Source organism: Deinococcota bacterium, assembly GCA_030858465.1.
Lineage (GTDB): Bacteria > Deinococcota > Deinococci > Deinococcales > Trueperaceae > JALZLY01.
Genome location: JALZLY010000223.1, coordinates 1 through 8,021 on the forward strand (window position 1 = coordinate 1; position 8,021 = coordinate 8,021).

Below are 8,021 nucleotides of genomic sequence, written 5' to 3' on the forward strand. Positions count from 1 at the left end.
GCCCTTCTGGATGCGACCATCAGCTCAGTCGGTGATCATGACCGAGAAGGGCGTCTGGAAATCCGCGCGCCGGTTCTGATCGAAGCCAGCGATGGTGTTGTCGGTTGCGGGCGGGGTGGAGTTCGAGTTGGGCGCGATGTCGCCCGCACCGTAGCGGTCGCCGCCGTAGATGCCCGCGTGGACGTTCAGCCTCGCCTCGGGACGGCCGCTGAAGCCGAGCACGGCCCAGGGGATGGCGACCTCGCTGCTGAAAGCCGGGGATGTGCCCGCGGTCGCCTTGGCGAAGCCCGAGCCTATCTCCCTGGCTTCGGTGTCGGAAACGACCTCCCGCAGTTGCAGAGGCTCACCCTGGTACTGCGCGACGAAGTAGTCGATGGGGTTGGCAAAGGTGACGAGGCGGGGCCAGGCGTCGAACCCTTCCGCCGAAGCGCTGCCGCCGGCGCCGGTGTCGAGGTGGCCGGTGTCGAGGTGGACGATGGCCGAGTTGCCGCTCGCCCGGTAGCGGTAGCCTAGATAGAGGTAGAGGTCATCCCAGTCCACCAGGAGCTCGGTGAAGAGGTTGTCGGGGCCAAAGCCCTGATCGTAGCCCTCTGGTCCGTTCAGTAGCTTGGCGCGCGGCGAGGTCCAGTCGGAGAGGTCGCCATCGACGCTGTATTTGGGCGAGGCCGAAACGGTGAGTTCGAAGTCCTGCCCGCTCGCGGGCGCGGTCACGCTCGTGAGCGTCTTTGAGCCGTAGCCCTCGAGCTTTGCCGTCAGATCGGTGCTGCTGCTGGACGGGAAGGGCAGGTGGTAGCTCCCGTCCGCGAAGCTGAAGGCGTAGTAGCTGTCGGCGTCCGCGCTCGAGTCCACCAGCGCGCCCCGCAGAGGCGTGCCGCTCGAGCTCACGGTTCCCGTGATGGCGGCGTCCGGCGCCGGGGTGCTGACGAAGTTGTAGACGCCCTCGTAGCGCAGCGTCTCCCCGTCCAGGTAGAGCGAGCGGTTGTCCTGGCCGAAGCCTTCATAGCCCGAGTTCTTGGCGTCCTGTGCCGCATTGCCGAACTTAAACGAGAGGTTGCGGAAGCGCTCGAGCCCCTCCAAGCGAACCTCCCAAAAGCCGGGGCGGCCCGCGACCTCGGTCATGGGATAGCGGACTTCCCGGCCGGTGTCGAAGCGCCGCAGCTCGATCGCCCCGTCACCCTGCGAGCGGGCGTCTACGGTAAAGGTCGCGGTGGCGGTGACCGGCTCCTCGTCCTCGCCGGGGCTGCCCGTCAGCGCGAGCAGCGTGCGCGGTGGGATGACGCCGACCAAGAGGCCCGAAGGGGTCACGGAGAGGCCGTGGCCGCGGCCGGTCACTTCGGTGAGCGTCGCGCCCGGCGCGAAGGTCCCCTGGAGCGGGATGCCGCCGCTCCCCGCCGAGAGGCGGGCGAGGTCGATGGGGCTGTCGCCGTTGTTCAAGACCGCAACGACCGGCGCCTCGCCGTGAAGCGTGCGCCGGAAAGCGAAGACCGGCTCGCGGCCGTTGGGGCGCCAGAGCTCGCGCTGGGCGCCGTGGGTGAGCGCGCGGTAGTCACGGCGGGCCTGGGCGAGCGCGGCCAGGCGGCCCGCCAGCGGGGCGCCCGCGGCGAAGTCCATCTTGACGCGGTTGCCCTCGAAGGGCGGGTGGCTGTAGGGGTCACCCTTGCCCAGCATGGCGTTCTCGGTGCCGTAGTAGACCGACGGCGTGCCGCGCACGGTGTAGATGAGCGACAGGGCCATGTCCAGGCGCTGGGCGGCGGCCGTCCCGGTGACGCCGCGATTCGCCGCCTCGGACATGAAGCGCGGCACGTCGTGGTTGTCGATGAAGGTGGTCAGGCGGCTGGGGTCGCTGTAAGCGGCGTCCCCGTCGAAGACCACCGCCACCTCGTCGAGGTTGCCGGCAGGGCTCGAGAGGTGGTCCTTGACGCGGAAGTAGAGCGGAAAGTCGAAGGCCGAGGGCATACCCAGCTCGTCGAGGTAGGTGGCGATGAACTCGGGGCGGCCGTCGAAGATCTCCCCCACGGTCCAGACGATACTGGGGTCGCCGGGGCCGCCAGGCGCGAAGAACTGCTGCCAGTAGTCGTCGTAGACGTGTTTGACGGTGTCCATGCGGATGCCGTCGATACCCAAGTTCACCCAGTAGTCGACAGTGCTGTTCAAGAAGTCCCTGACCTCGGGAATGCGGTCGTTGAAGTCGGGAAGCCCAGCCAGGTCACAGGCTTGGACCTTTTCCGCGGGAGGCGCGCGCTCGCAGTCCTCCTGGCTGTGGAACCACTCGGGGTGGCTGCGGGTCAGCGCCGCATCGTAGCCGGCGTGGTTGACGACCATGTCCTGGATGACCTTGATGCCGTGCTGCTGGGCCGTGCGGACGAGCGTCTTGTACTGGCCCAGGGTGCCAAAGTGCGGGTCGGGCCGGAAGAAGTCGTCCCCCCAATAGCCGTGGTAGCCGGCAAAGCGCTTGCCGTCGTTGGGGCTGTTGGCGTCGTTCACGGTGAGGGCGGGTACCTGGAGGTAGACGGGCGAGAGCCAGAGGGCGGTAAAACCCATCTTCTGAAAGTAGCCCTCCCTGATCTTGTGGGTGAGGCCCGCGAAATCGCCGCCGTGCCAGCCGAGCGGGTTCTCGGCCTCGGTCGTGCCCTCGTCGCCCGCGCCGGGGCGCTTAGCGCCGTCGTCGTTGCCGCGAATGGCATTGCTCATGCGGTCGGTCATGGCGAAGTAGATGACCTCTTCGCGCCAGTCGATCGTCCGCGGCACTCGCGGATTGCGGGCGTGCCGGGGCGGTCCAGGCTGCCCGGCAAAGGGCGGGGGCGCCAGCTCCTCGACGGCCTCCTCGCCAACCAAAGAAAGCGGATCGGACGAGCCGCAGGCCGTCAGGCTCAAGCTCAACAGCAGCGCGGCCAGCAGGCCGTACCCTCTCCTCATGTCCACCATGGCATCACCACTCTATAAAGATTTCGCCAGCTTTTCCGGCCCTTACATACTGGCATAAGGGACACATCTCGTCAAAGAAAGGCGGCTTTTTGCAGGCTGCACTCGCCCTTTGATTTAATACATTTAGTATTGACAGAAAGTTCTAAAAGCTTATGCTCGAGCCATGCTCCTTCCATCCCTCAGCCCCGCCAAACGCCAGTACATCGAGGAGGTCGGCCTCCTGCTCGAGGCCCTCGGCCTGCCCCGCATGGCGGGACGCGTCCTGGGCGCTCTCTTGGTGGCCGAGCCGCCGGAGCAGAGCGCCGAAGACCTCGCCCTCGGCCTCCAGGCCAGTCGCGGCTCGATCAGCACCAGCACGCGCCTGCTCGAGCAGACGGGCATCATCGAGCGGGTCAGCAAGCCGGGGCAGCGACGCGACTACTTCCGCAACCGTCCCGGCGCCTGGGCCGAAGTGACCAAGCGGCGCATGGCCGCCGTCGTCGCCTTTAGGCAACTCGCCGAGAAGGGCCTGCGCGTCGTCGGCAGCGACGATCTCGAGGTGCGGCGCGGTCTGGAAGAGATGCGCGACTTCTTCAGCTATTGGGAAGAGGAGTTTCCCAGCATCTTCGAGCGCTGGAAAGCGTCGCGGGCGGACGGTGCCGACCCCGGTGAAGGGTAGAGACGGGAGGTTGCAGCGTGGACACGGTCATTCACACCGAAAACCTGGGCAAGCGCTACCCCAAGGGCTGGGGCGTAAGGGACATCAACCTCGAGGTTAAGAGGGGCGAAGTGTACGGCTTTCTCGGCCCCAACGGCGCGGGCAAGACGACCACGGTCCGCACCATCCTCGACTTCTTGCGCCCCAGCAGCGGCCGCGCCAGCGTCTTCGGCCTCGACAGCCGCAGGGACTCCGTCGCCATCCGCGCGCGGGTCGGCAACCTGCCCACCGAGTTTACCCTGGACGACATGGTGGGCGAGGACCTGCTGGCCTTGTTCGCGAGGCTGCGCGGCGTCAGGGACCTCTCCTACGCCCGCGAGCTAGCGGAGCGCTTGGGTGCTCAGCTGGACCGCCCCATGCGCCGCCTCTCGCGCGGCAACAAGCAGAAGATCGGCCTCCTGCTGGCCATGTTCCACCGTCCGCCGCTGCTCATGTTGGACGAGCCCACGGGCGGACTCGACCCGCTGGTGCAGGAGGAGTTCTTGAGCATCCTCCGCGAGGTCAAGGGCGAGGGGCGGACGGTGTTCTTCTCCTCGCACGTCCTGAGCGAGGTCGAGCGCGTCTGCGACCGGGTAGGCGTCATCCGCGGGGGCAGGCTGGTCGCGGTCGAGACGACGGCCGAACTGCTGAGCCGGCAGTTTCGGCGCGTGACCTTGACCTTCGCCGCGCCCGTCGACCCCGCGCCCTTCGCGGCGCACGCGGGCATCCGCGACCTCAGCGCCGACGGCCCCAGCCTGCGCTTCATCCTGCATGACGGCCTGGGCGGCATGGTCAAGCTGGCGGCGCGGCACGACCTCGTGGACATGGCGCTGACGCGGCCGAGCCTCGAGGAGGTCTTTCTCAGCTACTATGGAGAACAGGCATGAGCACGCGAAACCCAGGCAAGCTTCCGCTCCCGCAAGGCGCGGCCCCCAAGACGGGCGCGGCCTTCTTGGCGCTCGCGGGCTACCTCGCGCGCGCCCAGGTCCGCCCCGCGCTGCTGTGGGGCCTGGCGCTCGGCGCCTTGAGCGCTTTGACCGTGGTGATCTTTCCCACCGTCCGCGACAGCATGGACCTGAGCGCCTACTTGGAGGGCTTTCCTCCTGAGATGATCGCGCTCTTCGGCCTGGAGGCGGAGACCGCTCTCGATACCGCCGAGGGTTGGCTGGCCACGCAGATCTTCAACATGTGGGCGCCCCTCGCGCTCACCTTCTACCCCATCCTGCTCGGGGCGAACGCCATTGCCGGCGCGGAGGAGCGGGGCAGGCTCGACATGCTCTTGAGCAACCCGCTGCCCCGCTGGGGACTGGTCATGGGCAGCGCCGTCGCCATGCTCTTCGGCCTGCTCCTCAGCCTCCTCGTCCTGGGGCTCATGACCTGGCTGCCCGCTAAGCTGGTGGGGCTCGAGCTCTCCCTCGCCGCCACCGCGGCCGCCGTCCTCAACCTCCTGCCCCTGGGTCTCTTCTTCGGCGCCTTGGCGCTTCTTCTCTCCGCGCTGCTGAGGCGCGCCGTCCTAGCGGTTGCCCTGCCCGCGGCGCTGCTCGTGGTCATGTACTTCGGCAACGCGCTCGCGGGCCTTAGTGAAGCTCTGGGGCCCGCCCGTCCTCTCAGCCTCTTTCACTACTACGGCTCGGCCATCGAGGAGGGCCTCTCCTGGCCCAGCTTCGGCCTCATCCTGCTGCTGGCCCTGACGCTCGCGCTGCTGGCCGTTGCCGCCTTCAACCGGCGCGACATCTACAGCTGAGCCGCCCAGCGTCCGTACCCCCAAACCACCTCGAGCAGTTTCCAACCCGAGCGCTTGCCGGTCACGCTCCCGTCACGGAGCGCCACCAAGCTTGTCCTGGGCCAAAGCGTCTGCGCGGGAGCCGCGCCGCATAGCGTTCGCGTAACGCTCGCATAACGCTCGACCCACTATGCTCGGCCCGATGGGGATACGAACATGCGTCACGAATGGAGAGGGACTATGACAGCTGTCTGGATCTATTCCACTAGCCGCCTGCATCAAGCAGCTATCGCCGAACTCGTGAGCAGCCTGGGCTACCGTGCTCAGCAAAGCCGCGTTGGCGCCGAACTGGCCATCTGGGACCTCGCGCCCGAATCCCTGCCCTACCCGCCGCCGCCCGAGCTTCCTACCCTGGCGCTCATCACCGCGCCCGACACCACCTTAGTCCACCTGCTGCGCCGGGGCTACCGGGGCTACCTCTCGCTCGACCAGGACAAGCTGGCCCTCGAGCAGGCGCTGGGGGCGCTGCGCGGCGGCGAGGTCTGGGCCGAGCGGCGCATCCTGTCACGGCTGCTCGAGACCCAGCGCGACAGCCACAGCGTGACCTGCCGTGAGCAGCAGGTCCTGGACCTCCTCAACCTGGGCCTGCCCAACAAGAAGATCGCCGCGGGCCTGGGCATCTCGGAGTCCACCGTCAAGGTGCATATCTCGTCCTTGCTCGCCAAGCACGGCGCCAAGCGGCGCACCGAGCTCATCTTGCGCCACCGCCGCCCGGCCCTGGACCTAGGCGCCGCCAGGCAGCTTTAGCCAGACTTGAAATAAAGGGCTTGCGAGGCTGGGCCTTGCGCTATGCCGAGGAGCAGCTTCGCATGGCGCGCGCAGTGAGCTGCGGGGAACGACAGCCAGGCAGAGCTCGAGCGCGTCTTTCGTGATATCTTTCACGGGCGTAACCTTTGGCGTAACGCTCGCATAACCATCGGTCGGCTACAGTGGCGGCGGAGGCAGAAAAGGAGTCGAGGGAACAGCCTCTGGAGCAAGAGGCCGGTGTCACGGCCGGGCAGAAGGCGTGAGGGCTCGAGCTCTAGGCGCTTTCGAGGTTTAAGCGCGAGACCGGGAGGTGGTCGAGTGGCCCACAGACACTGAAGAGGACATCGTTGCGGGTCGTGTTGGGGTGAATCGTGGCCGAGGGCATGCCGTGGCCGTTCGGCCGACAACGCAAGCATTCACGGCACAAAAAGGAGGGATCATCGTGGCTCGAAGCTTGACGTTTTATCTATCGCGTCGTTCGTTACAGCGGCCGGAGCTCTTGGGCTTGCTCCTTATGGGACTGCTTGTACTGGCGGCCTGTAGCGGGCCTCCTCGGGGCGATAGCGGCGAGTTTGCCGTCGTCCCCATCGTCTTCGACGGCAAGGCGCTAGGGGCGGAGGCCACCCTCCGCTATGACGCCGGCAGGCTCGAGTTCATGGGCGTTTCGTCGGACAACCCCGACGTTCTGGTGGCCGCGCACGCCTCTCTGGACAGCGTCGCCGAGGGTAGCGTCGCCGAGGGTAGCGTCAGCGTCGCCCTGGCGACCGTGGCGGAGCCCGTGCAGGGCAGGCTGGCCCAGGCGTCGTTTCGGGTAAAGGCGCCGGGGGGCGAAGTGACGCTGACGGACCTTAGGGTCATCGACGCGGCGCGCGGCGAAGTGGCCCCCGGCACGGAGGCCGCACCGGCCCTGTTGAACGTGAACCCGGCGGCGGGCTACGACCTGGCGGCGCGGGCGAGCGCCTTGGACGCGCACCTGAGGGCGCAGGCGGTCTCGAGCCAGCCCGTGCTGGACGCGAGCTTCGCCGACTTCCCGCTGGGCGACCTGGATCGCAGCGGCCGGGTGACCCTCGAGGATGTCGTCGCCATCGCCGCCATCGCCAAGGGCAAGGATGCCTCGCCGACGGACTACCAGCTCTACCACAGCGACCTGAACGGCAACGGCGTCGTCAACAGCTCCGACGTCGCCGCCGCGCTGTTCAAGGTGGTCGACCGCAAGCTCGAGGCCGAGCTTCAGGTCGCGCCCAGGGTCTTGAACCTGGACTTGGGCGACAGCGGCCTCATCCTCTTGGGCAACGCGGGCAACAGGCCGCTGCCCGACGTCACCGTCACCTCGCCTCCCGGCGTGAGCGTCAGCGAGATCAGCCACGAGGGCGCGGTCGGGCGCGTGTTTCAAGCCGAAGCCAGCGCGGTGACCGCGAGCGGCGCCATCGTCTTCGACGCGGGGCTGGCGGGCACGCAGGTGGTGGCGCTGAACGCCGCCTTCGACCCCGCGCTGTGCGAGGCCTACGAACCCAACGACGCCCGCGAGGAAGCCGCGCCGATAGAGCCCGGCACCATCCTCGCCGCCATCTGCCCCGAGTTCGACGTGGACTGGTACAGCTTGACGCTCGAGACGTCTCAGCTTCTCTCGCTCGAGCTGGGGATTCCGACGGGCTCGAGCCTCAACCAGGTGTACGGCACGCTCTACGACGCGCAAGGCAACCCCGTCGGCAGCGTTTCCATCTTCGACGATCCCTTCGGCGGCGGCTACGGCCAGACGTTTGCCATGTACGTACCCGCCGGCAGCTACACCCTCGAGCTCTCCGGCTTCTCCTTCTTCGGCGGCGACCCTCTCTCCGCGGTCTACAGCCTCGACTTCTCCGCCGAGGAACCGAGCGTCCCGGCGATTTT

6 protein-coding genes are annotated in these 8,021 nt (G+C 67.6%); 5 read left to right on the forward strand and 1 reads right to left on the reverse strand.

Going from position 1 to position 8,021, the window contains the following annotated elements; translation table 11 throughout:
• Nucleotides 1–24: 24 nt before the first annotated feature.
• A complete protein-coding gene (locus tag M3498_11345) occupies nucleotides 25–2,925 on the reverse strand; it encodes an alpha-amylase family glycosyl hydrolase (protein MDQ3459879.1) in 2,901 nt (966 codons plus the stop codon).
• A 163-nt stretch (nucleotides 2,926–3,088) separates the two neighbouring features.
• On the opposite strand from M3498_11345, the gene M3498_11350 reads away from it, so the two are divergent.
• From M3498_11350 to M3498_11370, 5 genes are all read left to right on the forward strand, one after another.
• Nucleotides 3,089–3,583, forward strand: a complete 495-nt coding sequence (locus M3498_11350) for a MarR family transcriptional regulator (protein MDQ3459880.1) — start codon at nucleotides 3,089–3,091, stop codon at nucleotides 3,581–3,583.
• 17 nt (nucleotides 3,584–3,600) lie between these two features.
• Nucleotides 3,601–4,488 (forward strand): ABC transporter ATP-binding protein, encoded by an 888-nt coding sequence (locus tag M3498_11355; protein MDQ3459881.1) that lies wholly within the window; start codon nucleotides 3,601–3,603, stop codon nucleotides 4,486–4,488.
• Nucleotides 4,485–5,345, forward strand: a complete 861-nt coding sequence (locus tag M3498_11360; GenBank protein ID MDQ3459882.1) for an ABC transporter permease subunit — start codon at nucleotides 4,485–4,487, stop codon at nucleotides 5,343–5,345. The genes M3498_11355 and M3498_11360 overlap by 4 nt, the downstream gene beginning before the upstream one ends.
• 219 nt (nucleotides 5,346–5,564) lie before the next feature.
• Nucleotides 5,565–6,131, forward strand: a complete 567-nt coding sequence (locus M3498_11365; protein MDQ3459883.1) for a LuxR C-terminal-related transcriptional regulator — start codon at nucleotides 5,565–5,567, stop codon at nucleotides 6,129–6,131.
• A 514-nt stretch (nucleotides 6,132–6,645) separates the two neighbouring features.
• Nucleotides 6,646–8,021: dockerin type I repeat-containing protein (locus tag M3498_11370; GenBank protein MDQ3459884.1), on the forward strand; the 1,376-nt coding region annotated here is incomplete at its 3' end.

Excerpts from the sequence above, each read along its gene's own strand:
- M3498_11345 (MDQ3459879.1), bottom strand. The coding sequence starts at position 2,925 with ATGGTGGACATGAGGAGAGGGTACGGCCTGCTGGCCGCGCTGCTGTTG.
- M3498_11350 (MDQ3459880.1), top strand. The coding sequence starts at position 3,089 with ATGCTCCTTCCATCCCTCAGCCCCGCCAAACGCCAGTACATCGAGGAG.
- M3498_11360 (MDQ3459882.1), top strand. The coding sequence starts at position 4,485 with ATGAGCACGCGAAACCCAGGCAAGCTTCCGCTCCCGCAAGGCGCGGCC.
- M3498_11365 (MDQ3459883.1), top strand. The coding sequence starts at position 5,565 with ATGACAGCTGTCTGGATCTATTCCACTAGCCGCCTGCATCAAGCAGCT.